The organism is Amycolatopsis pigmentata (assembly GCF_042684065.1).
GTDB classification, from domain to species: domain Bacteria; phylum Actinomycetota; class Actinomycetes; order Mycobacteriales; family Pseudonocardiaceae; genus Amycolatopsis_E; species Amycolatopsis_E pigmentata.
Genome location: NZ_JBHUKR010000006.1, coordinates 291,796 through 315,976, shown reverse-complemented (window position 1 = coordinate 315,976; position 24,181 = coordinate 291,796). Strand labels below are relative to the sequence as shown.

The 24,181-nt window shown below is 66.4% G+C and carries 24 protein-coding genes and 2 pseudogenes; 4 read left to right on the top strand and 22 right to left on the bottom strand.

Going from position 1 to position 24,181, the window contains the following annotated elements:
* Positions 1-6: 6 nt before the first annotated feature.
* Entirely contained in the window at positions 7-672 is a 666-nt protein-coding gene (locus ACFSXZ_RS09490; protein ID WP_378263461.1) for an AMP-binding protein, read from the top strand.
* Positions 671-898 (top strand): annotated as a pseudogene (locus ACFSXZ_RS09485) (transposase); the annotation flags it as partial. The gene ACFSXZ_RS09490 and the pseudogene ACFSXZ_RS09485, both read left to right, overlap by 2 nt.
* Before the next feature lie 43 nt (positions 899-941).
* Here ACFSXZ_RS09485 and ACFSXZ_RS09480 read toward each other — a convergent pair.
* From ACFSXZ_RS09480 to ACFSXZ_RS09420, 13 genes are all read right to left on the bottom strand, one after another.
* Positions 942-2,147 (bottom strand): epoxide hydrolase family protein, encoded by a 1,206-nt coding sequence (locus tag ACFSXZ_RS09480; RefSeq protein WP_378263459.1) that lies wholly within the window; start codon positions 2,145-2,147, stop codon positions 942-944.
* 78 nt (positions 2,148-2,225) lie between these two features.
* The gene (locus ACFSXZ_RS09475) at positions 2,226-2,888 is read right to left on the bottom strand and encodes an MBL fold metallo-hydrolase (RefSeq protein WP_378263457.1); all 663 of its coding nucleotides are present in this window, start codon (positions 2,886-2,888) and stop codon (positions 2,226-2,228) included.
* A gap of 16 nt (positions 2,889-2,904) precedes the next feature.
* Positions 2,905-3,648: a class II aldolase/adducin family protein gene (locus ACFSXZ_RS09470; protein ID WP_378263455.1), complete on the bottom strand. Its 744-nt coding sequence runs from the start codon at positions 3,646-3,648 to the stop codon at positions 2,905-2,907.
* A 19-nt stretch (positions 3,649-3,667) separates the two neighbouring features.
* Positions 3,668-4,624, bottom strand: coding sequence for a PDR/VanB family oxidoreductase (locus tag ACFSXZ_RS09465; RefSeq protein WP_378263453.1), 957 nt, complete (start codon positions 4,622-4,624; stop codon positions 3,668-3,670).
* A 14-nt stretch (positions 4,625-4,638) separates the two neighbouring features.
* Positions 4,639-5,790 carry an ABC transporter substrate-binding protein gene (locus tag ACFSXZ_RS09460; protein ID WP_378263451.1) on the bottom strand — a complete coding sequence of 384 codons (1,152 nt, stop codon included), beginning with the start codon at positions 5,788-5,790 and terminating at the stop codon, positions 4,639-4,641.
* A 47-nt stretch (positions 5,791-5,837) separates the two neighbouring features.
* Positions 5,838-6,731, bottom strand: a complete 894-nt coding sequence (locus tag ACFSXZ_RS09455; RefSeq protein WP_378263450.1) for a branched-chain amino acid ABC transporter permease — start codon at positions 6,729-6,731, stop codon at positions 5,838-5,840.
* Positions 6,728-7,435 (bottom strand): ABC transporter ATP-binding protein, encoded by a 708-nt coding sequence (locus ACFSXZ_RS09450; RefSeq protein WP_378263448.1) that lies wholly within the window; start codon positions 7,433-7,435, stop codon positions 6,728-6,730. The genes ACFSXZ_RS09455 and ACFSXZ_RS09450 overlap by 4 nt, the downstream gene beginning before the upstream one ends.
* Positions 7,422-8,189 (bottom strand): ABC transporter ATP-binding protein, encoded by a 768-nt coding sequence (locus ACFSXZ_RS09445; protein ID WP_378263446.1) that lies wholly within the window; start codon positions 8,187-8,189, stop codon positions 7,422-7,424. The genes ACFSXZ_RS09450 and ACFSXZ_RS09445 overlap by 14 nt, the downstream gene beginning before the upstream one ends.
* Entirely contained in the window at positions 8,182-9,105 is a 924-nt protein-coding gene (locus tag ACFSXZ_RS09440) for a branched-chain amino acid ABC transporter permease (RefSeq protein ID WP_378263444.1), read from the bottom strand. Before ACFSXZ_RS09440 ends, ACFSXZ_RS09445 begins: the two co-directional genes overlap by 8 nt.
* A gap of 107 nt (positions 9,106-9,212) precedes the next feature.
* Positions 9,213-10,370: a Rieske 2Fe-2S domain-containing protein gene (locus tag ACFSXZ_RS09435; protein WP_378263442.1), complete on the bottom strand. Its 1,158-nt coding sequence runs from the start codon at positions 10,368-10,370 to the stop codon at positions 9,213-9,215.
* A gap of 29 nt (positions 10,371-10,399) precedes the next feature.
* Positions 10,400-11,620, bottom strand: a complete 1,221-nt coding sequence (locus tag ACFSXZ_RS09430; protein ID WP_378263440.1) for a DUF3500 domain-containing protein — start codon at positions 11,618-11,620, stop codon at positions 10,400-10,402.
* A gap of 1 nt (position 11,621) precedes the next feature.
* Positions 11,622-12,299, bottom strand: coding sequence for a hypothetical protein (locus ACFSXZ_RS09425; protein WP_378263438.1), 678 nt, complete (start codon positions 12,297-12,299; stop codon positions 11,622-11,624).
* Positions 12,300-12,521: 222 nt separating this feature from the next.
* Positions 12,522-12,980 carry a nuclear transport factor 2 family protein gene (locus tag ACFSXZ_RS09420; RefSeq protein ID WP_378263436.1) on the bottom strand — a complete coding sequence of 153 codons (459 nt, stop codon included), beginning with the start codon at positions 12,978-12,980 and terminating at the stop codon, positions 12,522-12,524.
* A gap of 209 nt (positions 12,981-13,189) precedes the next feature.
* Between ACFSXZ_RS09420 and ACFSXZ_RS09415 the strand changes: the two genes are divergently transcribed.
* Positions 13,190-13,981 (top strand): IclR family transcriptional regulator, encoded by a 792-nt coding sequence (locus ACFSXZ_RS09415; protein ID WP_378263434.1) that lies wholly within the window; start codon positions 13,190-13,192, stop codon positions 13,979-13,981.
* A gap of 308 nt (positions 13,982-14,289) precedes the next feature.
* Positions 14,290-14,487: pseudogene (locus ACFSXZ_RS09410) on the top strand (transposase family protein); the annotation flags it as partial.
* A 222-nt stretch (positions 14,488-14,709) separates the two neighbouring features.
* Here ACFSXZ_RS09410 and ACFSXZ_RS09405 read toward each other — a convergent pair.
* From ACFSXZ_RS09405 to ACFSXZ_RS09365, 9 genes are all read right to left on the bottom strand, one after another.
* Positions 14,710-15,168 carry a PaaI family thioesterase gene (locus ACFSXZ_RS09405; RefSeq protein WP_378263432.1) on the bottom strand — a complete coding sequence of 153 codons (459 nt, stop codon included), beginning with the start codon at positions 15,166-15,168 and terminating at the stop codon, positions 14,710-14,712.
* Positions 15,165-15,632 carry a MaoC/PaaZ C-terminal domain-containing protein gene (locus ACFSXZ_RS09400; protein ID WP_378263430.1) on the bottom strand — a complete coding sequence of 156 codons (468 nt, stop codon included), beginning with the start codon at positions 15,630-15,632 and terminating at the stop codon, positions 15,165-15,167. The genes ACFSXZ_RS09405 and ACFSXZ_RS09400 overlap by 4 nt, the downstream gene beginning before the upstream one ends.
* Positions 15,632-17,332, bottom strand: a complete 1,701-nt coding sequence (locus ACFSXZ_RS09395) for an AMP-binding protein (protein WP_378263428.1) — start codon at positions 17,330-17,332, stop codon at positions 15,632-15,634. The genes ACFSXZ_RS09400 and ACFSXZ_RS09395 overlap by 1 nt, the downstream gene beginning before the upstream one ends.
* Positions 17,333-17,578: 246 nt before the next feature.
* Positions 17,579-18,421: an amidohydrolase family protein gene (locus ACFSXZ_RS09390; protein WP_378263426.1), complete on the bottom strand. Its 843-nt coding sequence runs from the start codon at positions 18,419-18,421 to the stop codon at positions 17,579-17,581.
* On the bottom strand, positions 18,418-19,422 hold the full coding sequence (locus ACFSXZ_RS09385; RefSeq protein WP_378263424.1) for a 3-hydroxyacyl-CoA dehydrogenase NAD-binding domain-containing protein: 1,005 nt from the start codon (positions 19,420-19,422) through the stop codon (positions 18,418-18,420). Before ACFSXZ_RS09385 ends, ACFSXZ_RS09390 begins: the two co-directional genes overlap by 4 nt.
* A gap of 106 nt (positions 19,423-19,528) precedes the next feature.
* Positions 19,529-20,695 (bottom strand): ABC transporter substrate-binding protein, encoded by a 1,167-nt coding sequence (locus ACFSXZ_RS09380; RefSeq protein ID WP_378263423.1) that lies wholly within the window; start codon positions 20,693-20,695, stop codon positions 19,529-19,531.
* Between the two features lie 54 nt (positions 20,696-20,749).
* Positions 20,750-21,448 carry an ABC transporter ATP-binding protein gene (locus ACFSXZ_RS09375; RefSeq protein WP_378263421.1) on the bottom strand — a complete coding sequence of 233 codons (699 nt, stop codon included), beginning with the start codon at positions 21,446-21,448 and terminating at the stop codon, positions 20,750-20,752.
* Positions 21,445-23,250, bottom strand: a complete 1,806-nt coding sequence (locus ACFSXZ_RS09370) for a branched-chain amino acid ABC transporter ATP-binding protein/permease (protein ID WP_378263419.1) — start codon at positions 23,248-23,250, stop codon at positions 21,445-21,447. Before ACFSXZ_RS09370 ends, ACFSXZ_RS09375 begins: the two co-directional genes overlap by 4 nt.
* A complete protein-coding gene (locus ACFSXZ_RS09365) occupies positions 23,247-24,149 on the bottom strand; it encodes a branched-chain amino acid ABC transporter permease (protein WP_378263417.1) in 903 nt (300 codons plus the stop codon). Before ACFSXZ_RS09365 ends, ACFSXZ_RS09370 begins: the two co-directional genes overlap by 4 nt.
* Positions 24,150-24,181 lie beyond the last annotated feature (32 nt).

The window sequence follows — 24,181 nt, the reverse complement described above, 5'->3', positions numbered from 1 at the left end:
AGCGAAATGACGAACCTCGCCTCGTACCTCGTCGCGTCCGCTCGCGACTACCCCGGCCGTCCCGCCATCAAACTCGACGATCACGTGCTCAGCTATGCCGACCTGCACGCCGCCGCGGTGGCCGCGGCCGATGACATGCGACGTCGCGGGGTCGCGCCCGGCGACCGGGTGGCCATTGCCCTGCCGAACGTGCCGGCTTTCCCGATCCTCTTCTACGGGGCGCTCCTGGCCGGTGCCGTGGTCGTCCCCATGAACCCGCTACTCAAAGCCCGCGAAATGGAGTACTCCCTCACCGACTCGGAAACGTCCCTTGTCTACGGCTGGTCCGAAGGCGGCGACGCGGTCGAAACCGCTGCCCTCGCGGCGGGCGTCGACGCCATCACAGTCCCCTCCCACGGACCCACACCCGGGGAAACGTCCAGCGTCGACGCGGTCGACCGACCCGGCGACGACACCGCGGTCATCCTCTACACCTCCGGAACCACGGGCCACCCCAAGGGCGCCGAACTCACCCACCACAACCTCGCCTCGAACGCGCACCTCACCGTGGACACCCTGATCGAAATCGGCGTCCGTGATGTCGTGATGGGCTGTCTGCCGCTGTTCCATGTCTTCGGCCTGACCTGTGGGCTCAATGCTTCGGTCCGCGCCGGAGCGTGCCTCACCCCATGAACGCCTCACCGATTGGATCAACCAAGCCCGCACCGAGGACCTGCCCCACCCGCACGCGTTCACTCGCGGAGTCCAATTCGACCGCCACGCCGTCAATGCCGCCCTCACCCAGCCGTTCCATAATGGACACACCGAAGGTGTGAACACCAAAACCAAAATGATCAAACGGCAGATGTACGGCCGCGCAGGCTTCAGCCTCCTACGCCACCGCATCCTGCTCAGATAAAGACACAGAGCGCCACACCGAATCTGGGCCAGAGCCGAACTTGCTACAGACCCCGTTGGTGTGCGCGGAGTGGGCGAAAGAATTCCCGTATTTCTTTGGCGAGGAGTTCCGGGGTCTCCATGGCACCGAAGTGTCCTCCTCGGGGCATTTGTGTCCATCGTGTCACGTTGAAGACACGTTCCACCCAGGTACGGGGCGGTATCAGGTCTTGCGGGAAGGCGGCCACGCCCAATGGCGGCACGATGCGTTCGCCGGCGCGGAAGTGGTTCGGGCGCAGGCGGTTTTCGCGATAGAATCGCATGGAGGAGCCGATGGTGCCGGTGAACCAGTAGATCGAGATGTTGGTGAGGATCGCGTCCAATGTGAACGCACGTTCCACGGAGCCGCCGCAGTCGCTCCAGCCGCGCATCTTCTCGACGATCCATGCCGCCAGGCCTGCCGGCGAGTCAGTCAGCGCATAGGCAGGTGTCTGCGGCTTCGTCGCCTGGAGGCGGTGGTACCCGCCCTCCGCATCGAACCATGCCGCGGCGGCGTCAAGGAACGCCTGTTCATCGGCTGACAGGGGCGGCTGGTCCTCTCCCAGAGACGGCCGGAAGCTGCCGGGAATGAAGTTCAGGTGCAGCCCGGTCACCAGATCGGGGAACAGCGATGCGAGCCAGGTAGAGACGGCTGCGCCCCAATCGGCGGCCTGTGCCCCGAAGCGCTCGTAGCCGAGGCCCGTCATCAGCCTCGTCCATAGCTGCGCCACATGGTGCGGGCCGAAGCCCGGTCGGGTCGGCCGTTGCGAGAACCCGTAGCCCGGCAGGGAGGGGACGACGACGTCGAAGGCGTCGGCTGGGTCCGCGCCATGGTCGCCGGGGTTGGCGAGTAGCGGGATGATGTGCTGCATATCGAAACCGGTGCCCGGCCAGCCGTGCGTGATCACCAGCGGGAACGGATTGGGTCCGGTTCCGTGCTGGTGGATGAAATGGATCTCGACCCCGTCGAGTTCCGCGGTGAACTGGGGCAAGGCATTCAGTGTCGCCTCTTGCGCTCGCCAGTCGAAGTCGGTCCGCCAGTACTTCGTCAGATGCCGTAGGAAGGGGAGGTCGGTTCCGTCGTCCCAGCCCATGCCTGCGATGGCATCGGGCCAGCGGGTGTGCCGCAGCCGACGGTCGAGGTCTTCGAGCTGGTCGTCACCGATGGCAATGGTGAACGGCTTCACCCGCAGGGGCGACTGGTGCGAATCGAAACGTTCGTCCTGGCTCATGGAATACGTGTGCTTTCTTCTCTCATGGGATCAGATGGGATCAGCCGGTGGGGTTGAGGTGCAGCTGCGGCAGGTACTTCAGATCGCGAGCGACTCGAAGGGGTCCAGCGTGCGCAGCTTGGTTCCTTCGGGGGCGAATTCGGTGAAGAGCGCACGGTGGAGGCCACGGTGTGCGGGGGCCAAGCCGGCGTCGTGGATCGGCACGACCGTCGTCGGCGCGACTGCCCGGACGAAGTCGATGCCCTGGGACAGCTTCATCCAAGGACCCGCCAGCGGGGCGAGCAGGATCTCGACCTGCGGTGTGGGAACCACGAGTGAGTCACCCGGGGTGAAGACACGACCCGCGATCTCGTATCCGAAATTCTCCGGGAGCGGAAAGCCCGGGTACAGGGTTTCGTGGCCACTGCGGCGCGCTACCACGGTTACGCCCGAGACTTCGAAGGAGCCTGGCTCCACTGCCGCGAAAGGAACATCGAGATCGTTCAGTTGGTCCTCGATGTCCGCGGGACCGAACACGGAGAACGCGCCCTTCGCCCGGAGCCGCCGAAGCTGCCCGGAGTCGAGGTGGTCTGGGTGGCCGTGGGTGATGAGGACGGCGTCGACCGGGTCCACATCATCGAGCGATGGTGTCAGGTTGCCTGGGTCGAGGAGGAGCCGCGCCACCCTGTCACCATCCTCCACCTCTACCAGCAGGCACGAGTGTCCGAAATAGGTGATGGCGACGGGAGTGTCGTTCGGCATGTGATGTCTCTTTTCGTCAGGCAGTGGCGGGGTCGTTGGACGAAGTGGTGCTCGCGCGCCGTAGGAGGTAGTCGTAACCCGCCTGGTACTGGTTCATCGACCAGACGAGAGCGCGTTTTTCCGCGATTTCGACGTTGTCGGACCACCGCACCGGGCCACCGGCCGCCAACGCGGTAAGCTGGTTACGGCATGCCCTTTCCAAAAGGAGGGCGCGCATCACGGTGATCGCCAGATTCTCACCGACGACGACGAAGCCGTGGGCGGGCATGAGAGCACCGGCGGAGTCACCCAGGGTCTCGGCCAGGCGTGCCCCCGTGTCGTCGTCCCGAACGAGATTCCCGGTATGGGTGTACCGCGGGATGTCCGGGTCCAGGAACGGAACGGCGTCGTGGGATATCGCCCGCAGTGGAAGGTCGAGCGAGGCGAACACGCACGCGGCGGGGGCGTGGCTGTGTATCACCGCTCCCACGTCCGGGCGTGCCTCCATGATGTTGGTGTGGATCGGATACTCGATGTGTCTACGGCCTTCGCCGGCGAGCACCTCCCCCTCCGGGGAGATGAGAACGAGCCGCTCGCTGGTGACCTCCTCGAATCCCCACCGGGCGGCCTTCATCCACACGCCTCGCCCCTCGGGGTCACGTGCGCTCACGTGGCCCCAGACCATGTCTGTCTGTCCCGCGAATGCCATGGCCCGGTACGCCTGAACGACCTGCTCGGTGATCGGCTCGTCCGTCAACGCGGTCCCCTTCCTGATGTGCACCCTGGATCCTCGCCCCTGCTCAGATGTCCAGCACAAGACGCTCGGACAAGGCCCGGCTGACACAGGGGAACATGGTCCGTCCGCCTTCCCGTTCCTCGGCCGTGAGAATCTCGTCCCGATGGTCGGGAACTCCCTCGATCACCCTGACCTCGCAACTACCGCAGTAGCCCTCCGTGCATGAGTACGGAGCCTCGGGCACTATTTCGCGGATCGCGTCCAAAATGGAGCGTTCGGGTCCGGCCTGCACGGTGACCCCGCTCCTGCGCAGTTCGACCGCGACCGTCGTGTTCTCACCGTTCGCGGCGGGTACCTTCGACCCCGCTGGGGAGGCCGTAAACCGCTCGATGTGCAGCGAGGCACCGCGCGCTAGCCGGGCACACGCCTCCCGCACGGCCTCCAGCAGCGGAGCCGGACCACAGCAGTAGATCGCCGTCGACTCGTCGGCACCACCAACGATGGCGTCCACATCGAGTAGCCCGTCCTCGTCCTGCGGCGACAGCGCAACCCGGGCGCCGCCGATCCGGCACAGTTCATCGGTGAAGGCCATGCTGGAACGCGTTCGCCCGCCGTAGTGCAGCGACCATGGAACTGACGAACCGAGGGACCGCACCATGGCGAGGATGGGAGTGATACCGATCCCGCCGGCGATGAACAAGTAGCGACTGCTCGGCACAAGCTCGAAGTGGTTTCGCGGGCCGTTGACTTTCAGCGTTTTGCCCACCAGGCCGGTGTCGTGGAGTTCACGGGAGCCACCGCGGCCGTTCGCCTCGCGCAGGACCGCGATCCGGTATTCGGTTCGATTCTCGGGTGAGCCGCAGAGCGAGTACTGGCGCAGGAGGCCGCTGGGGAGCGCCAACTCGAGATGCGCGCCCGGCCGCCAGTCGGGCAGGACCCGGCCTGCCGGGTCGGCGAGCACGATCGAGATGACGTCGTCGGCCTCCAACCGGGCAGACGTCACGGCCAGCGCTGTTGTCATCGAGCAAATCCCCTTTATGAGCCAGAAAATGCGAGTTTGAAACCCTGGGTTCCCTGATAAGTCATCATGACCGGCGGGAGGGCCGCTCCCTGGTGGACAGTGGGCGAGAACGTGTAGTCACCGAGCACGCCGGTGAAGTGATTTTCCTGAAGGTACGCGGCAATTTGCGTGCCAGTCGTCGCCTTCGACTTCAGTGCGTCGATGATCTGCGTTGCCGCGTCGTAGGAACCGGCGGCCTCGGCAACGGGTTGCTGCTTGTATTTCGCGGAGTACGCCTGCGCGAAGCTCGTCACTTTGCCAGCGTAGGGGACGCTACCGGGAACCTGGCCTGGGATGTCGGCCCAGTAGGCATTGGCGAACAGTCCCCCGGACGGAAGGTCGTTAGCCAATGGGCTCAACGAGTTGATCGTAGCCGAGCCGGTACCCACCCAGACCGGCTGAGTCATCCCGAGCGAGTTGATCGCACGCACGACCGGCACGACGTTGTCACCAGAGGTCCCGGAGACGATCACGTCGGGCCTGGCGTCCCGGATCTTCGTCATCTGCGTCTCCAAGTTGGTGGCGCCGGAATCGAAGCGCTCGGTGTCCACGATCTGGTAGTTCACCGGGTCGGACTTGGCGATGGCGCTGAAGACCGAAAGGTAGCCGTCTCCGGTGGAGTCGTTCTGGCCGATGACGGCGATGCGGTGATAACCCTTTGCCTTCAGCCAGGGCATGGTCGCCGGGACATAGCCGGAGACCGGCGCGAGTGCCCAGAAGAACAGCGGCGTGAGCGTGAACTGTTGCGGCGACAAGCAGTATTGGAGGACCTTGGCCGCGTCGAGAATGGGCTGCACCGCCCGGCAACCCGAGCCTGCGGCCGTGCCGAACGCGACTTGGACCTTGCTGCTCAGAGTACGAGCTGCTGCCGCTGCTACCGCCGGGTCGGACGTGCCGTCCTGGACGAGAAGATCGATCTTCCGGCCGTTGATGCCGCCCGCGTCGTTGATCTCGTCAATAGCCAGCCGCACCCCGTTCAGCGCCGGGACTCCCAGAGAAGCGAAGACCCCAGTCTTGTCTATGATCACACCGAGCGGAATCGTGTCCTCCGACGTGCTGCCACTCGGTGATCCGCAGGCCGCCGTGAGGGCGATCGTGGCGGCTGCCACAGCCGTGGTGATTCTCATTGTTTGCTTCATTGCAAACCTCATTCTTTTTCGTTGTACCGATGTGCTTAATCCGAGACCCGGAAGAGCGTGCTGAACCGACGACGGGAACCCGCTCGCTTGTCTTCGCGCAGCAGAAGGAGAACGACGACAAAGGCGCCGTAGACGTAAATGTTCTGCCAGGACGTCGAGATATAGCCGCCCGTATAGCTGGCGAACAGGCCGATCGTGAGGGAAACCAGTGCCACCGGCACGTACTCCCAGCGCCCGCCGATGGCGCCGATGGCACCCATGACCGCGAGCGTGAACACCCAGGTCCACCCGAGAGGCATGATTGACGCCAGCAGGATGCCGGCCATCGCACCGAAAAGGCCCGCGACCTGGAAGCTGACGAACCGCATCAGCCGCGTGTTGATGCCCACGAGCCTCGCCCCCTCGACGTCGTCGGCCGCGGCGCGCAGAGCCTTGCCCAGCATCGTCCGCTCGAAGAGCACGAAGCCCACGCCGACAAGGACGGCGGTACCCACCCACATGAGCAGCGAATGCGGAAGCACCGTCGCTCCGAGAATGCGCAGCGGGTCGCTGGAGAGCCATGGTTTGGCGCCTCGGTCGTTGAGACCCCAGAACTGACGAGCCAGCTCCTGGAAGAGCAGGGCGCCACCGAGCATCATGATGACCGGGCCGATGCTCCCCCTGGCCGCGAAACGGTTGAGGGCGAGTACGTACAACACCACGGCGATCGCGGCGCAGGCGAGCAAACTCGCGACCACCGCGACGACGAGAGGCAGACCAAGGCTGTCGTGCATGGTGCCGAACACCAACGAGCCGTAGACCACGAAGACGCCTTGCGCCAGGCTTTCGACGCGAGACACCTGGTAGGTAACCACCATTCCGAGCGCGATCAGCATGTAGAGGGCGCCGACGTTCAGGCCCGCGAAGGTCAGCTGGAGAAACGTACTCATACGACACCGCCCAGGTAGGAATCGACGACCGACGGATTCGAGGCGAGTTCGCGTGCCGTGCCGGTCAAAACGATCCGGCCGGTCTCGACCACCGCGGCTCGGTGGCCGATGGAGAGCGACTTGCGGACGTTTTGCTCGATCAGGAGGACGCCGACTCCCTGCCGGGCGAGCTCAGCCGCCTGGCCAAGTATGGCGTCGACGTAGATGGGGGCGAGTCCGAGAGTCGGCTCGTCGAGGATGAGGTAGCGCGGCTCGGCCATGAGGGCCCGTGCGATCGCCACCATCTGCTGCTCGCCGCCGGAAAGATCGCGAGCCCGTTTCTTCAGCAGGCGCCCTAGATGGGGGAATGTATCCATGACCCGCTCGAAGGACGCCGACCGCGCCGACCGCGACTTGGTCCAGCCACCGAGAATGATGTTGTCGCGGACGCTCGACCGACCGAAGAGGTGCCTCGCCTCGGGGACGAGAGACAGACCCCTGCCGACTCGCTCGTCGGGACCGGCTTCGGTCACGTCGACGTCGTCGATGATCACTTGACCACCGCGTAGGCCGAGAGCGCCGGCCAGGCATTTCGCGATCGTGCTCTTACCCGCGCCATTCGCGCCGAGAAGGCAGAACACCTCACCCCGCTCGACCTCGATGCTGACCTTGAGGAGCACCGGTGCTCCGAGGTAGCCGGCGACGAGTCCCTCACCGCGCAGCATGCTCGGCTCCCAGGTACGCGTCGATGACGGCAGGGTTCGAGCGAATCTCCGTCGGGGTTCCCTCAGCGAGAACGGAGCCGCGGTCGAACACCACGATCCTCGACACCAGCGACATGAGGAAATTCAGGTTATGCTCGACCAACAGCACGGTCATATCGCGCGTCGCGAAGAATCGGGTGAGGTCCTCGGCGAGCAGTTCCCGCTCGGCGTCGGTCAGCCCAGCGGCCGGCTCGTCGAGCAAGAGCAACGACGGCCCACCGGCCAGTGCGCGAGCGACGGCCACAAGCCGCTGCTGCCCGGCGGTGAGGTCTTCGGCGAGACGCTGCGCCAGGTGCAGCGCATGGACCGACTCCATCGCCTCGACCGCGAGGCTTTCAAGGTACGCGTCGTCCTTGCGCCACCGCGGGGAACGCAGCATCGCGCTGAACACCCCCGACCTGCCGGAAAGGTGGCTTCCGATCATGACGTTCTCCAGGGCTGTCAACCCGGGGAACAGCCGCGCGTGCTGGAAGGTACGGGCAACGCCGAGCCGGGCCATCTGGTCGGGTCGCCTGCCGGTGAGCTTGATCCCGCGCCAGCTGACGTTCCCCGAGATGGGCCGCACCAGACCACTGGCCGCACCGATGAAAGTAGACTTGCCGGCGCCGTTGGGGCCGATCAAGCCGAGGACGGATCGCCCGGACACTGTGAAGGTCACATCGGAAAGCGCGGCCACGCCACCGAACTCGACGGACAGGGAGCGGCTCTCAAGCATGACGCCTCCGCACGTCGCGAATTCGGTTCAGGAGAACGCTGCCGATGCCCGCGAGACCCTGCGGGGAGAGCAGGTAGACCACGACCATGACGATCGCCTCGATGAGGTCCGTGGTGAACGTCTGCGTCGCGTAGGCGGAAATCGCGACCAGCACGGTCACCATGACGAGCCCGCCGAAGATGCTTCGCTCCCCACCGATGATGACGGCCGCGAAAAACAACAGTGAGGTCGAGAACGCGAAGTTTCCAGGCGCGATGAAGGCGCTGTAGTGGGCGAAGACGGAGCCTGCGATCGCGGCCGGTACCGAAGCGACCATCCACAGCACCGCTTTGACTCGCGCCGGGTTGATGCCGAGAGTGGCCGCCGAGTCGGCGTCCTTGTGGATGGCCGTGAGCGCGCGCCCGAACCTGGAGCGGGCGATGTTGCGGCCAAGCAGGTAGAGCGCCAGCACCAAGGTCCAGGCGAGGACGAAGTAGGTGGGCTCGTCCTTCAGCTCCAGCCCTCCCACGGACAGGGAAGGGATGCCGAAGATGCCGTTGTTCCCGCCGGTGAAGGATTTCAGGTTGGCGAGGACCTGCTGCAACATGGCGGAAATCGCGATCGTCGCGATAGCGAGGTACCAGCCGCGGAGGCGGAGAATCGGGCTGGTCACCAGCGCCAGTGCCAGGGCCGCCACCACCCCGAGCACGACGCCGGTCAAGGGGGAAAGGCTCCACTTCGTCGTCGCCAACGCGGAGGCGTAGGCCCCCACGGCCATGAAGACCGCGTGGCCCAGGGTGATCTGCCCGCCCAGTCCAGTAAGGACGGACACGCCGACCACCACTATCCCGTAAATGCCGGCGAGCACCAGCAGCGGATAAACATTCGAGTCGCCGAAGAGCGGGGTGCCCAGCAGGATCCAGGCGAGGATGACCATGGGCTGCCACCACCGTGCGACTGCCCGCTTGAGGCGCGGGGACGTTCCACCCGTGGTGGTCTCCTCTCCAACCCCCACAGCAGGCACGGCCAAGCGAGCCATTCCCGTCACCAGCCGCTCTCTGCGGGCGCCCCGGACACGAAGTCCGCCAGCCGGCTCATGAACATGCGCCGCAACTGAACGACAGCCTTGTCCGACTGGGCGAGGTTTTCCCTGCCCCGATCGGTGATGAACTGCATCCCCATCTGAGCGACGTGGTCTTCCATGTTGACCAGGTCGGGGTGGTCGGCGAAGTCGAGAAGGGTCTTCTCACCGCGCAAAACCTGCTCGGCACACAGCTCGGTCGAGGGATACTTCGCGACGAGCTCGCTCTTACGAGCCTGGTACTCCTGGTAGCGAATCTTCCCTTCCTCGTCGGTGTGCATCGCGGCAATCTGGAAGCTCAGATGCGACTCGTCGTCGATCGGCACCCGCCAGGCGACCTGCTCGAGGTAGCCGTCCCTCTGGCCCACGATGAGGTGCATCGCGTTCGGCAGCATGACCGTCGACACTGTCGGCGGCGCCGACTCGATCACCTCGATCGCTCGCACCCCGAAGTCGAACCGCTCCACGGTGATGTCGCGGACGAACGCGACCTCCGGCGAGAAGCCGACCTCGGTGATGGTGGGGTCGGAGGAAATCCGGTGGGTATAGGGGACGTGTGCCAGGTCGAGAGCGTTCTCGACGTTGACGTAGTAGTTGCAGTTGCGTCGGTAGGTGCCGCAGTCCAGTACCAAGGCCGACATCATGTCCTTGCCGTGCTTCTTGGAGAACGCCTCGATATCGGGAAATCTCGGTGGCTCCCCTTCCCCGAAATAGACAAAGATCAGTCCGTAAGCCTCACAAGCCGGATAGGTGCGGATCCTCGTGCGCTCGACGAGCCTCGGGCTCTGACCCGGCGCCTCCTGACACTGGCCGTCGGAGCCGAACTTCCACCCGTGGAACATGCACCGGATCGAGTCGCCCTCGACGTGACCAACCGACAGCAGAGTCTGCCGGTGCGCACAGCCGGACTGGGTCACGACAGGCTTACCACCAGCACCACGGTAAAGGGTGAACTTCTCCCCCATGACGGCGATGGGCTGGGCCTGCCCCTCGCGCAAGTCCTGGGAGAGCTTCACCGGTTGCCAGAAGCTGCGCAAGTACCTCCCGGCCGGAGTGCCTGGCCCGGTCTCGAACGGGCTGAGTGCTTCGGTGGCCGGTGCCGGAGGAACGACTGCTGCCATGGCCGACTTCCTTGTCTGTGAGTGGTGTCTTACGAGTGGTGCAGCGCGTAGTGCTGCGCCAAAAGGTTCTTTCCGTAGTCGTTGCCGTTCGGCTCACGCACGATGGTGTGAACGTGGAAGCGCTCGGGCTCCTCATTGTCGAGGAAGATTCCCGGGTGGTTGTCGTACTCGACCAGCAGTACGGGCGAGTGGATGCGGTAGTAGAAGGCGCTGACGTCGTCGTGCTTGCCACGCCAAACGAACCGGGTCTCGTCGAGATATTCCTTGATCTGGAGCCGCTTCAGTGCCGCGTGGCCGGCGGGAAGCCTGCTCACGTAGACCTCGATGAGGCTGAGCAGCAATCTCCGCTGTTCCTCGGTGAGGTCGTCGCCGCGAATTCCCTCGTAGGGGAGAACCAGGTTGTCCTTTCCCGCACCGGCCAAGTGACGGCCGTTGAAGGGGCCACCCAACTCGGGCGGAAGATCCCGTGCCAGCAGTGATCGGCCTTGGAGGAACGCGGACTCCTGGTCGCTGGTCAGGGCCCGGCGCAAGGCGAGTCCACGATCGGTCTCGAGGTCGAGGGCCCTCGTGCCCGCGTACGGGCCGTTGAGCGCGAAGTTCGGCTCGGCCCCCAGGAAAACCGGGGCGAGCACCAACTGCGTCCCGACGAACACGCAATTGAGGTCGACATGATGACCCATGAGCTGCCAGCCCCATGGGTCGATGCCGTTCGGGTCGCCGAAGATGGTGAAGTTGTAGGCGTACTCGGTGAGGGTGTCCTGGTAGGCACCGACCAAGCCGCCCAGTGCTCCGTTGAGTTTCATGCAGTTTCGAACAGAGTCCCAGCCCTCGGCGCTCAGGCTCTCCTTGACCACGGCCATCGCCAGGTCGCGCTTCTCGCCGGAGATGCGATCGAGCCGAAGTCCCTTGGCCGTCCACATCGGAAAGGCATTGGTCCACAAGCGCCAGTCGTCGGATTCCATGGCGAGCTGACTGACCATGCGCTCGTTCTCCGGAAGCAGCGCCAGGAACGTGCGCGCAGCCTCCACTGCGGCCTTGGCACTGAGGCCGGTGTCGGCCAGGTGATACAACCCCTTCCGCACGGTGCCGTCGGTGGTCACGCCGACGTATGGCTGGCCGACGTTCCGGAGCGGCGCCGACAACTCGTGGGCGGCCACGCTGTCGAGAAGCGGCTCCCCGAAAAGGATTCCGTCGACGATGGGGAGCTCAGGCTTGCGGCCGCCAACGCCGCCAAGAGCGCGAAACGTCATCTCAGGTCCCCTTCGACTCGGGCTCGTAGGCCGATTGGTTGAGCACCCAGCCCTGATCGATGAAATCGGAGCGCGGCGGGGCAAAGACGTCGATCAATTGGTGGAGGCCCTCTCCAACGGCACGCGTGGTATGGACATTTCCCGGCGGGATGAGCGTGACCGACGGACTGCTGACCTGGACGTGCTCATCTCCTCGCCAGTCGCGCAAGCGCTTGGTCCACGGTCGGCGCACGTGATGGACGTAAGCGCCCGCCACCGTGACGGAGGCCTGCTCGAAATCGGCATGGACGTGAGGAGAAAGGTCATCGGTGTCACGAGGACCGTCCTGGGGAGCGAACCAGTTGACCATCAACGAGCCGCTGCGATAGATCCGGCCCAACCGACCCGGTACTTCCGGCACCTTCGCCAATGACAGAACGCGCACCGTTCCAGGCCCTTCGGGCTCGGGCAGGGTAGGCAGCGGAGTGATGCCGTAGTTTTCCGCCGAGTAGGTTTGTTTGTTGACGGCCTTCGCTACGACAGAACTTCGCGCTGTGAAGATCCGGACCATGTACCCGGCACGGCGCACAGTCATTCGCGCGGTTCCGGGAGGGACTACCACCAGCGAAGGCCCGGTCGCCGTGCCCCTCTCGTTCGCCCCAGCGACAACCTCGATCTCGCTACCCTCGAACACCAGCACCAGATGCTCGTCCGGAGCGGGATCTTCCTCCAGTACCTCTCCGACCGCCGCCCAGGTGACAACCGTGACGAAGTTCTGGCCCCGGACATACCACGAATGCTGCCCCTGGTGCCGTGTCGCGTCGATGTACTCACCGTTCAACTCGAAGAAGGACGGCGGCCAAGGAACGGCCGTCTCGGACCGAGTCACTGTCGCGTCCTTTCAGTCAGCGATGCCATCGGTTCACTCCTGGGGGACGGCCAACTCGGTGGCCGGCTCGATGAAGACGTTCCGAATCCAGCGGGACTTGATCAGCCAGCGCCCGTTGACACAGCCGAACACATCGAGCACGTCGCCGACCATGGCCGGTGAGGTCGAGGGCCTGGGAGGCAGACCGTCCTCACCGAAGAGAAGCAGCACCGAGATCGCACGAACGCTCTCATCCGCGACCTCGAGCAGACGCAGGTTCGTCACCACGTGCCGGGACGTGCGCGGGCCTCGCGCGGACCGGTTGCGGTACACCTCTTCGATCTGCTCAGGTCCCCTGAACACCGCATTCGAAAATCGAAGCTCGGCATCCCGGGCGAAATACGTCGCCGCAGCCGTCCCGCCGTTGTGGTCGATCTCGTACCACAGAGACGTCACCAACTCCTCCAACTCACCGCGGAGAGCCAGGACATCCACGTTCGAGCCTGCACTCATACAGCCCTACCTGCCCGGTGCAGCGCGCTGACCAGGCGGCGAACGCCTTCCGGATAACGCCCAGCACGCTCCTGGCTTTCGACTTGCGGCAAGAGGAACCTCGCTCGTATCGTCTCGTATTACGAGATGTTGTTTCGTATCACGAAAAACGTAACACCGCCCACTGGTGATCACAAGTACGATCTGGCCAAGCTCAGGAGGAGGACCTGATGACCGACCAGACAGAAGGGCGCGGCAGCCAGCGGTCCGCCGGCTCGCGCATCGCCGTCATCGACAAGGCGGTGAAGACGCTCGACGTCCTGTTGCCGGCTACGGACGGCCTGACTCCCACCGAAGTCGCGGAGCTGATCGGCACCAACCGGAGTACGGCGTTCCGGCTTCTCACGTCACTCGAACAGACGGGACTACTGGCACGAGATGCCGCCAGCGGCAAGTACCGTCTCGGCATCAAGCTGCTGCAGTACGGAGCCGCGGTCCGCATGGGAATGGCCGTCATCAAAATCGCCGAGCCGATCCTGATGGCTCTACGCGAAGACACCCGCCAGACCGCTCTTCTCGCCATGAGGGAAGGCTGGGGTGCCCGCTGTATTCTCCGGCTCCCTGGCCCCGAAGTGGACGTGCTCTCCTGGTCCTCCGGGGAGTGGCTACCCATGCACGTCGGTGCGGCGCCTCAAGCACTGATGAGTGCCATGAGCGACGCGGAGATCGAGCGCTACCTCACCCACAACAAGGACTGGCACACTTTGCAGGGCGACCGGACAGCCGAGGAGATCCGGGAGAGTCTCGCTGTTGTCCGCGAGCGAGGCTGGGTCTTGAACATGGCGGCCATCACAGCAGGAGTGGCCTCTTTGGGAACTGTCGTCCGCAATCGTGGAGGCGCACCCGTCTACGCCATATCAGTCGCCGGACTCGAACGCCACTACACCGGATCGGAACTCGCCCGCACGGAGGCCAAAGTCATGGCCGCCGCTGACGAGATAGCAAAACGACTCCATGGATGAGGCCGAGCGGCCCGCAGCAGCCCGCTGGCGCGAACTCGCCGGACCGTCGGTGCCGTTCAAATCCTTCCGAGGACAGGAAACCTACTCCTCGATGACCGGTCGGCGGTTCAACTAGCGCGGACAGTTGCGTCTGGTCCATGCCGCCGATGCGAAAGGCGAGCCTATTCGGGACCCCATCCGGTCCACGGCCTATCTGTAGGGTCTGTCCCGTGATCGGCTCTGGTACGGATTCGGTGGTGACGATGTGTGTCGGATTCGGTGTTGTGTCAGGGTGAGCGCGGCGCGCTGGTGATCAACTTCTAGGGTTGGTGTTCTCAGGGCTGTCGTCCCTGGTCCTCGATGGTGTCGACGATGAGGTTGGGACGCTGGTGGTGCGGGCGTCGACGCGGCCGGGGCCGGTGGACTGCCCGGACTGCGGGGTGGCGACGGGGCGGGTGCACGGCTCTGTCGTCCGGCAGGTGGCCGATGTGCCGGTTGACGGGCGGCGGGTGCTGATACGGCTGCGGACTCGACGGTGCGCTGCGGGCATCTCGGGTGCGTGCGCCAGACGTTCCGTGAGCGGCCCGGCGACATCGTGCAGCGATATCAGCGTGGTTCACGCCACTTTCCGCGCTATACCGTGGGTCTCGTCCCGGGTCCAGCCTCCGTCCTGCTCCCCGGTGATTGCCTCGGCGGGTCAGGTGGTCGTGAGCGGGACGGAGTGCCAGGCCGGCTCCCGGCCCCTCATCTCACGCGAGGGCAGGATTCCTGAAGACCGCGGACGCGGACGCCACTGGCCGGCCCCCACTGCTGACCTGACCTTCGACGAAGGACAGGGTCCGGGTCCGCCGCAGCACCTGTGCCGTGCCGAAGAGCAGGTCACGCCGGTCTGCCGCGGCCAGAAAGTGGGTGGTCAGCGAGATAGTCGCCGGATGGCGGCCGGTCCCTTGGCCAAGGGCGGCTTCCGCCGTCGCCCCGAGGGTGTAGTCGAGCAGGCTCAGCAGGACGCCGCCGTGCACGGTGCCGTTGGGGTTGAGGTGGTCCGCGGCGATCAGGAGGCACGTATCGACGCACCCGTCGGCCTGACGCACCCAGATTCCCCCCAGGTACCCGAGGAAACCCTCCTGTGCCAGGGGCCGGTACTCCGAGGGTATCCGTCGTTCGAGGTCGGGAAGGTCTTCCCCGGGGTGCTGGTTCGTCGTCGTCATACGGTCTCCTTCTCTCGCTCCACGACATGGACCAGCCACGTCGCCACCATGACGGGCGTGCCGTTCGCGGTCACGATCCGGCAGCCCAGATGGAGCCGTCCTCCGTCGGGTTTGGGCTCGACACTGTCCAGCCGCAGTTCGAGGCGCACGGGAGTCCTGGGGAGGAGAGGGCTCACGAAGCGAACCCGATCAAGACCGTAGTTGACCCAGCGGCGAGCTGAGGTGATCGTGTAGCACTGGTTGGCGAGCGCGGTGACCAGGGAAAGGGTCAGGAAACCGTGGACGATGACGGAGCCGAACGGTCCCTCCGCCGCGGCACGCGCCGGGTCGACGTGAATCCAGTGGGTGTCGCCGGTGATGCGGCCGAAAACCTGGAGTTCCTCCTCACCGAGCTCGACCCAGTCGCTGACGCCGAGATCGGCCCCGACGTGCCGGGCCGCGTCCTCCACCGACGCGAATTCCATCACCGTGTCGCTCCTTCCGCCAGCAAGGTGAGAAACTCCGCCTTCCGGGCCTCACGGACGTGCCTTGCCCGGAGCTGCCCTTTGGGGCTCACCTCCGGCCCCTGGGGCGAAGTCCGGAACAGGCCCAGTGCCCGCAACCTGTCACTCGGCCGGGGCGTCTCCCGGTTGTACCGCGCCCGGGCCCGTTCGAGCAGGTCGTCGTCGAGTCCGGTACCTTCACGCGGCCACACCAAGGCGACGAGCGCGGAGGCGTCGGGCATGCCCACCACGACGTCGATCGCGTGGCCGTCGAGCGCCGACAACAGCCCCTGCCGGACGCGGGCGTAGTTGACCCACGTGCCGTTCGCCAACTTGAAGTCGTCCCCGACACGGCCGTCGAAGACCAGTCCGAGCTGGGGATTCGCCGGATCGACGAGCTTGCCCGCATCGCCGGTGGCGTAGAAGCCGTCGGAGTCGAACGCGGCCGCGGTCGCCTCGGGGTCGTCCCAGTAACCGGTAAAGACGTTGGGCCCGCGCACGGAAAGGTGGAACTTTTCCGCACACGGAGTCAGCTTGAGCTCCACACCGGGAAGAGGTGGGCCGATCCAGCCGGACTGGGCGTCGGGCGAGCAAACCAGCGTGGTCCCGGGCCCGGTCTCGGTGCTACCCCAGCCTGACAGCAGAACCACCTCCGAACCGGCTTCCCGTGACAGCACGCGGAGGCCATCGAAGGTCTCGGGACTCAACGCCGCACCGGCGGAGAAGATCGCCCGTACGGCGCCGAAGAAGCTGCGCGCCGCCGCGGGGTCGCTTGCCAGCCGGTCGCGCAGAACGTCGAGCGTCGCCGGAACGGCGAAGAACATGTTCGGCCGCAGGAAGTCGATCTGTGCCAGCGTCCGCGCCACGCCCGACGGCGTGGGGCCCCCGTCATCGATGTGCATCGTGCCCCCTGCGGCCAGCACCAGGTACAGGTTGGCCGTACCGCCGAAGGCGTGGTTCCAAGGAAGCCAGTCGAGCAGAACCGGGGGTCGTTCCCTGACGAAGCTCCACACCTGCGTCGTCATGGTCACTGCCGCGGTCATCTGGCCGTGCGTGTAGGGCACCGCCTTCGGCTCGCCCGTGGAGCCCGAGGTGAAGAGGATTTTGGCGACCGCGGCGGCGGCAGGCGGCGGCGGTACCCGCGACGCACGTGCGGTACCCGCCGCCGTCAGGAACAGGGCGTCGACGGTGGTCGACCGATGGCCGGGAGGTAGCCGGGACAATTGCGCCGGATCCGCACACAGCACCAGACACGGCCGCAGGCGGCGCAGCAGGCCGTCGAGCTTCCCCGCGTCGTGCCCGGGCCCGGCGTATTGCGGTGCCATGGGCACGTAAATGGCGCCGCACCGCATGGTGGCCAAGGCCCACAGGAGGTGCTTGACGGAGTTCGGGGCGACGATGACAACACGGTCGCGCGGGGCGACCCCTTCGGCGGTGAGGAAGGCCGCCAGCCGGTCCACCGCGGTCGCCGCCTCACCGTAGGTGAGCGCCGCGCGTTCCCCTCCCGCGCGCGGTTCGGTCAGCAAAGCGCGGTCCGGCCGCTCGCGGGCCCAGCGTTCCAGCCAGGAGAACAGCGTCGGTGGAGGCTCCGTCAGGGGCTCTGCCGAACGGATGAGCACCGATCCGTCCGGTTGTTCACCGAGGACGGCGGCGGACGCCGCGAAGCTGAGCGGCGTGCTCATGCCGGCGCCGCGCCAGGGGCTCGGCCCCGCATGGTCGGCGCACCGCTCCGGCACTCGTGAAAACCGGTGCCCGCGATCGAATTTGCCCTCACATCGCGACGACAGAGTTCTACCGCGATAACGACTGAGTTCAATTTCCGCACCCTTCCCGTTCTATTCCTGCCGTGATTCGGCGGGTATTCGCGAGCCGCGCCACGACGGTTGCTTCGACCGAGCTTTTCGCACTCGATTTCCGGGGAAATATGGTCAGCCCGCGTCGAGGGAGAAAAGGCGGGCGGCGTTGCCGTAGAGGATCGCCTCGCGCTGCGCGTCGTTCAATTCGTCGGAGGTACAGACCTCCAACAGCCCGGCGGGGTAGTTCCACATCTTCGGTCGCGCGTACATGTCACTTCCGAAGACCAGGCGTTCGTGGCCGATCGCGGCGACGACCTGATCGATGGCACGGCCCAGCGGGAACACCCCCGCGGTGTCCAGGACGATGTTCGGGTGGCGCTCCAAGATCGACAGCAGGGCCTTGATCTGGGCGAAGGCGGTGAAGGCGTCGAGCGTGAGGAGCGTGAGGCCGGGATGCGCGCTCGCAAGTCGCTCCAGCGCGTCCGGTGCTTCCATGGCCGAGTCGGCGAACAGGTGGACCGCCACCACGAGACCACGCTCGCCGGCCCGGTCGAGCAGCGGATGCATACGCCGGTCGTCGAGGAACATGCCCTGGTAGCGATGGTGCCACATGACCCCCGCCATGCCGAGTTCGCCGGCCAGCCGATCGATCTCGGCCAGGCAGTTCGCCGTCCCGGAGAGCAGATCGGTCGTGCCGAAGGTGACCGGAAAATCCGCTGGGGCGTCGCGGGCGTAGGAGGCGACCGCGTCGTTGAGCCTGACAGTGTCACGCCACCCCTCAGGGCGCTCGTACTGGAGGCTCGGGGCGAGCGCGGCCTGCGTCATCCCGAAGGAGTGCATGATCTCGCGGCGGCGGTCGGCGTCGCTGGAGACGGCGTCTGCGGGCCCGGAGTCCTCGGCGTTGATGACGACCGTCCCGACATGCTGGTGTACGTCGAACACCCGGTTCGGGACCTGAATGGTAATCGTGCTCATTTGCTTGTGTCCTGACGTGCCAAGTGGTTCGCGGTGCCCGCATCGGCGGCCCGGGGAGCGGCGAGGTCGCCATGCAGCCGCGGCATGGTCTTCACGACGGCCTCGTCCCGGCGTGCGAGCACCTGCCCCAAAGGCCGGCCGGCGAGGACCTGCTCGGCCGCCTCGATCAGGATCGACTTGACCTCCTCGGTCAGGTGGGGATGGCCGAGATCTGCCCACCATTGCTCGATCGCGGGGGCGAAGGAACGCATGGCGGCAGGCATCCCCTCCGGGCCACCGGCCAGCGCCAGGGAGATGATCGGACCTTCCCGCAGATACCGCGGGGTGATGCCGTATACGACCGCGTCCTCTATGCCCTGGGCATCCGCGACCCCCTCGGCCAGGCAGTGCACCGCCTCACGCAGGAGCGCGAAGGTCAGCCGGTTGGTGAGATAGCCAGGAACCTCGCGCCGCAGGACGACGGGTCGCTTCGCCAGCGTCCGGAGATGGTCCACCACCCGGTGCACGACGTGCGCGGAGGTCGCATCGCCACCGAGCACCTCGACGAGCGGCAGGGCGTAGACCGGGCTCAGCGGATGCGCCACGACCAGCCGCTCCGGATGAGCCATCTGCGCCTGCAAAGCCGACGGGGACAGGCCCCCGCTACTGGAGAGCACAGGAACCCCGGGGCCGATCTCGCTCTCGACGGCGTCGTAGATTTCACGCTTGGCCCCGAGGTCCTCGGGCCCGCTCTCGTGCACCAGTGCGACATCGCGCAGGGCCCCCTCGCCTGGCGCGGCGAACTCGATCAACTGCAGCGGCACGTCCGGCGAGACTCCTTGCGCCGACTCCCGGACGGAGGGCCAGCTGGCCTCGAGAAACCCGAGAAGCCGTTCCCGTGCGCCGGGTGCGGGGTCGGCAACGACGACGGGCCGGCCTCGCGCGAGGTAGGTGGCCGCCCAGCCGCCGCCGATCGTGCCCGCTCCCAGCAGCGCAACGGGCCGGGCATCGGTGCGTGTCATGCTCATCGATCCTTTCCTGCTTTCGCACGGACTGCTCGCCGGGCGTTCCCGCGGAGGGTGGCCGTATCCGCCGCCGGACACGGCCACGCTCGCCCCGCATGTCGCTTCAGCATCCGGTCCGGGGAGCGACGTCGTTCTGGGTGTACTCGACGGAGGGGGCCAACTCGTCACCCACGACGGCCACGTAGCTGGTCATGACGGGGTTGTGCCCACCGCCGAAGGCCACGTTGCCGCCAGGGCCGGTGATCGATACCCGCGGGAGGTTCTTCAGGATGTCCGCGCTGCCGCTGCCCTGCTTCGCCGCGGCGACGGCGGCCAGCGTCGCGTTGTAGAGGTTGACGCTGGCCAGAGACGGGAACACCGACTTGTTCGCCGCCGCGAGGGCAGCCTTGAACGACTCGTTGGCCGGGCCGGTCTGGGTCGAGAGGTACTGGGTGACGTACTCGAGGCCCTTGACGGAAGCGCCGATCACGTGCAGTTGCCCCTCGTCGGTGGTGAAGCTCAGCCGGCGCAGCGCCTCCATACGCGGATCGGTGGACGCCTGTTTCTGGTAGGCGATCGTGTCGACCATGCCGTCGATGACCACATCCGGGTGCGCGGCGACGACCTGGTCGAATATCGGCGCCCAGGCGGTGGTCCCGACCGGTGGCATGGAGTTGCCCACCACCTGCATCCCGGCGGCGGTCGCGGCGGACTGCAGGTTCTTGAGAATTTCCTGATCGAAGGCGTAGTTGTTGCCTACGTAGTAGATGGTCTTCGCGTTCTTGGTGGCGAGGTACTTCAGCGTCGGCTCGATCACCTGATTCGGGACCCACCCTGTCTGGAAGTAGGTCGGACCGCAGTTCACCGCGGACTGCTGCCCGGCTACGAACGCGACGTTCGCCTGCTGCGCGATCACGTTGCAAGCGTTCTTGTTCGGCGTCAGCATCACCGCCACGATGACGTCCACGTGGCTCTGCTGCACGAGCTGCTGGCAGACTTGCGTGGCTTGCTGCGGGTTACCCTGGTCGTCCTGCTCGTAGGTCTGGATCGTGAGCCCGCTGCTCTTGGAGTTGGCGATCCCGGCCTCGAAGGCGGCTTTGGCCTGCTCGCCGACATCGCTGAAGCTGCTCTTGCTCAACGTGGTCACGAAGCCGATCTTCAGTGTGCCGCCGGAGGTCGCGCCGCTGCCGGAGGTACTGCCGCAGGCTGCCAGCGCGACCATGAGGAGGGCCGCCGCGGCCACGCTCGCTGGTCTTGCGTACGCCCGCAACGCTGAGGGACGAATCTTCATTTCGGTGCTCCTAGGTAGGAAACAAAACGACAACCATCACCCGCCCTGACGCGGTTATGGGGCGAGGTGCCCCAACAAGGTGGTGCGGACATCCGGGGTGTCCCGGAATGCCTCGGCGATGAAGCGACCCGCCTTCATCACCACGATCCGGCGGGCCAGGGACAAGCACAGGTCAATGTTCTGCTCGACCATGAGCACGGTCAGCCGGCGCTCCGCCCGGATGGCGAGCAGCACGTCGGTGACGGCATTCACCATGGACGGCTGCAGACCGGCGCTGATCTCGTCGAGGACCAGGAGCCGCGGATCACGCAGAAGGCAGCGGGTCAGCAGCAAGACCTTCTGCTCGCCGCCGCTGAGGGTCCCGGCCTTCTGATCCAGCCGCGCGGCCAGGACGGGGAAGGCATCGAACAGGCGCTCTGTGGTCCTGGCGTCGGGCTTGTGGCGCCGCAGCCCGCCGTAGAGGTTGTCGCGGACCGTGAGGCCCGCGAAGACCGCCGCCTCCTGGGGCGCGTACGCCACACCGCGGCGGGTGATCGTGTGGGTACGCAACCCGCACTGCTGTGCCCCGTCCAGTTCGACCGAACCCTGGACGTCGGGCAGGTAGCCGAGAATGGTCTTGACCAGGCTGCTCTTGCCCATGCCGTTGCGGCCGACGACCGCGACGACCTCCTGGTCGGCGACCGTCAGATCGACCCCGTTCACGACGGTGCCCGCCCCGTAGCCCGAGCGCAGGCCGGTGATATCGAGCCTCATTCGCGCGCCCCTATGTACGCCGTGCGGACCGCATCCGACTCACGCACCGTGCGCGGGTGGCCGTCGTGGACAACCCGGCCGTCGTGAAGGACGGCCACGCGGTCAGCGATGGCGTCCACGAAGTCGAGGTCGTGCTCGATCAGCACCACGGCGGTTCCGGCCAGCGCGAGCCGTTTGAGCACCTCGCCGATGGCGGCACGCTCGTCGTGGGTGAGACCGGCTGTGGGTTCGTCCATCAGCAGGACCGCGGGGCGCGAGGCGATCGCCAGGGCGATCTCGAGGCCTTGCTTGAGCCCATGCGGGAGGTCGGCCACAGGCCGGTTGAGCTGGTCGGCGACCCCGGCGATGCGCAGGACACGCATGACCTCGGGCGCGACCCCGATGTCCTTGGTGCGCCGCCATGGCGAGAGGCGACGCCCGCGGTGGACGGCCAGCACCAAGGTCTCCGCCCCGGTCACGGAGTCGAAGAGTTCGGGGATCTGGAACTTGCGCGTCAGACCCGCCCGTGCCAGCCGGAAGGGCGGCCGGCCCCGATGCCCGAGCCGGGTGGCGATGCGCAGCGTCACCTCTCCGCCCACGCGCGCCCGCCCGTCCGCCATCACGCTCAGCAACGTGGACTTGCCGGCGCCGTTGGGACCGATGATCGCGAGCAGTTCCGTCCGCCGTACCGTCAGGTCGACCCCGCGGAGGATCTTCAGGCCGCCGAGGGAGACGGTCAGCCGACTGATGTCGACGGCGACCTCACCGGCCGGTTCGCCTCCGGACCGCGCGCCGGCGGAGGCCAGGCGCAGAGTGCGGATGTCGGTGCCGGACGCGGGGCGTCCCAGCAGGCGGCGGCTCAGGCCCGCGAGCGCGGGCAGCACACCGCGCGGGACGAAGAGCACCACGAGGACGAACATCGTCCCCTGGACGAGCAGCCACTGGGCGGCGTATTCGGTGTTCAGGTACGACGTCAGCAGGGACATACCGAAAGCACCGATCGCCGGGCCCACGATCGTCCCGCGTCCGCCGACCGCGACCCAGATCACGACCTCGGTCGCGAAGGAGAACTGGACGAGCGGCTCGGACGCGACACCACTTACCGTGCCGTAGAGCGCACCGGCGATGGCCGCGACCACGGCGCCGATCACGAACACGATGGTCTTGACCGCGAAGGCGTTGACCCCGAGATAGCCCGCGCGCCCCTCGTTGTCGCGCACGGCCCTCATCGCGATCCCGTAATCGCTGCGGGCGAAGACGAGCGCTCCGGCTACGACGACGAGAAGCACGGCGAGGCTGAGCCAGTATCCCCCGCGGGGCCCCAGCTCGGTGTAGGAGAAACCGAAGAGTCCGTTGTCGCCGCCGGTGAACGAGCCGGTCTTGAGATAGATGATGCCCGCGACCACGCTCGCGGCGAGCGTGACGACGACGACGTAGAGCGACCCGCCGTTGCGGAAGGAGAACACCCAGGCGGCGATCACCACCGCCACGACCGCGGCGGCGACGGCGCCACCGACCGTGCCGAGCAGATAACGGCTCAGCTCGGAATGCACGGTGGTGACGAGGGCGGTCACCGGGTCGACGTGGGTGGTGGCGATCCCCACGCCGAGGCAGCCCAGGGCGAACCAGATCGTGTGGCCGAGGTCGATGACGCCGGTGAGCCCCCAGACCAGGTCCAGGCTGACGGCGAGGATGGCGTAGATGAGCGCGGTGGTGAACAGGCCGGTGGTGTATCCGTTGAGCAGCGCCGGTAAGCCGCCGAGCGCGGCTACGCAGACCAGCGTCACCACGGCCACGACAAGGTGGCGCGAACGGGCGTTCATCGGCTCAGCCCCAGGCCTCGCGGCGCGAAGCGCAGGATCACCACGGCGCTGAGCACCAGCACGACCGTCGAGTAGGTCGGGTCGGCGTACGTCGCGAAAACCGTCTCGATCGTCGCCAGGACGACGGAGCCGATGATCATTCCGGAGACGCTCGGCCCGGCGACCAGTACGGCGAGGAACGCCGGGATGAGGAGAGTGGTCGCGTACTGCGGTGAGACCGACTCGATCGGCCCGATCAGCCCCCCGCCGAGGCCGGCCAGCCCGGCGCCGACGACGAAGGTGGCCTGCCGCACCCGGGTTGTGTCGATGCCGAGCCCGCGCGCCATCACCTCGTTGGACATGACCAGTCTGACGGTCCGGCCGACCTCGGTGAACCGGACCAACAGGCCCATGGCCGCCACCAGGCCCGCCGCGATCGCCACCAGCAGAAGCTGGTAGCCGGCGTAGCGGGTGCCCAGGATGGTCAGTGTGCCGCTGATCGGAACGGTGATCGACTTGTCCTGTGACCCCGCGACGAGGGTGATGATCTGCACTATGACCAGAGCGATTCCCCAGGTCGCGAGAATCGTGTCGATCGGCCTCCGGTAGAGGCGTCGCACCACGAGGAACTCCACGACCAGGCCGAGCACCGCGGTCCCCGCACCGGCGAGGGCGCAGGCGAGGAAGAACCCGGTTCCGTGCCGGAGCAGCGCGTAGGTCAGGTAGACCCCGACGGCCATGAACCCCGCGTGGGCGAGGTTGATGACCTCGAGCACGCCCAGCACCAGGGTGAGGCCCATGATGACGATGAGCAGGACCGCGGAAGCGGTCAGCGAGTCCAGGACGACGGTCATCAGCTGTCGTCCTTGCTCGGCCATCGGCGTGCGGCGGCGGTACGGCAGGTGGACATGGCTCTCCATACATGCGTCGTTGCAGTTGGTGAAGGGATGAG

Excerpts from the sequence above, each read along its gene's own strand:
- ACFSXZ_RS09380 (WP_378263423.1), bottom strand. The coding sequence starts at position 20,695 with ATGAAGATTCGTCCCTCAGCGTTGCGGGCGTACGCAAGACCAGCGAGC.
- ACFSXZ_RS09490 (WP_378263461.1), top strand. The coding sequence starts at position 7 with ATGACGAACCTCGCCTCGTACCTCGTCGCGTCCGCTCGCGACTACCCC.
- ACFSXZ_RS09475 (WP_378263457.1), bottom strand. The coding sequence starts at position 2,888 with ATGCCGAACGACACTCCCGTCGCCATCACCTATTTCGGACACTCGTGC.
- ACFSXZ_RS09440 (WP_378263444.1), bottom strand. The coding sequence starts at position 9,105 with ATGGTCATCCTCGCCTGGATCCTGCTGGGCACCCCGCTCTTCGGCGAC.
- ACFSXZ_RS09415 (WP_378263434.1), top strand. The coding sequence starts at position 13,190 with ATGACCGACCAGACAGAAGGGCGCGGCAGCCAGCGGTCCGCCGGCTCG.
- ACFSXZ_RS09445 (WP_378263446.1), bottom strand. The coding sequence starts at position 8,189 with ATGCTTGAGAGCCGCTCCCTGTCCGTCGAGTTCGGTGGCGTGGCCGCG.
- ACFSXZ_RS09385 (WP_378263424.1), bottom strand. The coding sequence starts at position 19,422 with ATGACACGCACCGATGCCCGGCCCGTTGCGCTGCTGGGAGCGGGCACG.
- ACFSXZ_RS09430 (WP_378263440.1), bottom strand. The coding sequence starts at position 11,620 with ATGACGTTTCGCGCTCTTGGCGGCGTTGGCGGCCGCAAGCCTGAGCTC.
- ACFSXZ_RS09420 (WP_378263436.1), bottom strand. The coding sequence starts at position 12,980 with ATGAGTGCAGGCTCGAACGTGGATGTCCTGGCTCTCCGCGGTGAGTTG.
- ACFSXZ_RS09405 (WP_378263432.1), bottom strand. The coding sequence starts at position 15,168 with ATGACGACGACGAACCAGCACCCCGGGGAAGACCTTCCCGACCTCGAA.
- ACFSXZ_RS09480 (WP_378263459.1), bottom strand. The coding sequence starts at position 2,147 with ATGAGCCAGGACGAACGTTTCGATTCGCACCAGTCGCCCCTGCGGGTG.
- ACFSXZ_RS09390 (WP_378263426.1), bottom strand. The coding sequence starts at position 18,421 with ATGAGCACGATTACCATTCAGGTCCCGAACCGGGTGTTCGACGTACAC.
- ACFSXZ_RS09370 (WP_378263419.1), bottom strand. The coding sequence starts at position 23,250 with ATGAACGCCCGTTCGCGCCACCTTGTCGTGGCCGTGGTGACGCTGGTC.
- ACFSXZ_RS09400 (WP_378263430.1), bottom strand. The coding sequence starts at position 15,632 with ATGGAATTCGCGTCGGTGGAGGACGCGGCCCGGCACGTCGGGGCCGAT.
- ACFSXZ_RS09455 (WP_378263450.1), bottom strand. The coding sequence starts at position 6,731 with ATGAGTACGTTTCTCCAGCTGACCTTCGCGGGCCTGAACGTCGGCGCC.
- ACFSXZ_RS09465 (WP_378263453.1), bottom strand. The coding sequence starts at position 4,624 with ATGACAACAGCGCTGGCCGTGACGTCTGCCCGGTTGGAGGCCGACGAC.
- ACFSXZ_RS09365 (WP_378263417.1), bottom strand. The coding sequence starts at position 24,149 with ATGGAGAGCCATGTCCACCTGCCGTACCGCCGCCGCACGCCGATGGCC.
- ACFSXZ_RS09435 (WP_378263442.1), bottom strand. The coding sequence starts at position 10,370 with ATGGCAGCAGTCGTTCCTCCGGCACCGGCCACCGAAGCACTCAGCCCG.
- ACFSXZ_RS09450 (WP_378263448.1), bottom strand. The coding sequence starts at position 7,435 with ATGCTGCGCGGTGAGGGACTCGTCGCCGGCTACCTCGGAGCACCGGTG.
- ACFSXZ_RS09395 (WP_378263428.1), bottom strand. The coding sequence starts at position 17,332 with ATGAGCACGCCGCTCAGCTTCGCGGCGTCCGCCGCCGTCCTCGGTGAA.
- ACFSXZ_RS09375 (WP_378263421.1), bottom strand. The coding sequence starts at position 21,448 with ATGAGGCTCGATATCACCGGCCTGCGCTCGGGCTACGGGGCGGGCACC.
- ACFSXZ_RS09460 (WP_378263451.1), bottom strand. The coding sequence starts at position 5,790 with ATGAGAATCACCACGGCTGTGGCAGCCGCCACGATCGCCCTCACGGCG.